Origin of the sequence: Streptococcus sp. HMSC065C01, from assembly GCF_001813525.1 — a bacterium.
GTDB lineage: Bacteria > Bacillota > Bacilli > Lactobacillales > Streptococcaceae > Streptococcus > Streptococcus parasanguinis_V.
In genome coordinates this window covers 1-340 of sequence record NZ_KV812856.1, presented here as the reverse complement: position 1 = coordinate 340, position 340 = coordinate 1, and the positions used below count along the sequence as shown (strand labels likewise).

The 340-nt window shown below is 49.7% G+C and carries 3 tRNA genes; all 3 read right to left on the bottom strand.

Going from position 1 to position 340, the window contains the following annotated elements:
* Nucleotides 1–51: 51 nt before the first annotated feature.
* Nucleotides 52–124, bottom strand: a tRNA-His gene (locus HMPREF2918_RS04580).
* A 12-nt stretch (nucleotides 125–136) separates the two neighbouring features.
* A tRNA-Trp gene (locus HMPREF2918_RS04575) sits at nucleotides 137–207 on the bottom strand.
* Between the two features lie 6 nt (nucleotides 208–213).
* Nucleotides 214–294: transfer RNA gene (locus HMPREF2918_RS04570), tRNA-Tyr, on the bottom strand.
* Between the last annotated feature and the right edge of the window lie 46 nt (nucleotides 295–340).

Here is a 340-nt window from a genome sequence, read left to right as displayed (position 1 = left end):
AGTCCCTTGCCTTACCGCTTGGCTATACCCCAATAATAATATTAATAAATAGGCGAGTGATGGGGATCGAACCCACGCATGCCAGAGCCACAATCTGGTGTGTTAACCACTTCACCACACCCGCCATAATTATTAACACGGGCAGTAGGAATTGAACCCACACTGAAGGTTTTGGAGACCTTAGTTCTACCTTTAAACTATGCCCGTAAAGGATGGAAGGGGAGGGATTCGAACCCCCGAACCCGAAGGAGCGGATTTACAGTCCGCCGCGTTTAGCCTCTTCGCTACCCTTCCTGATTATTGAATTGATGGCGCGAGACGGAATCGAACCGCCGACACA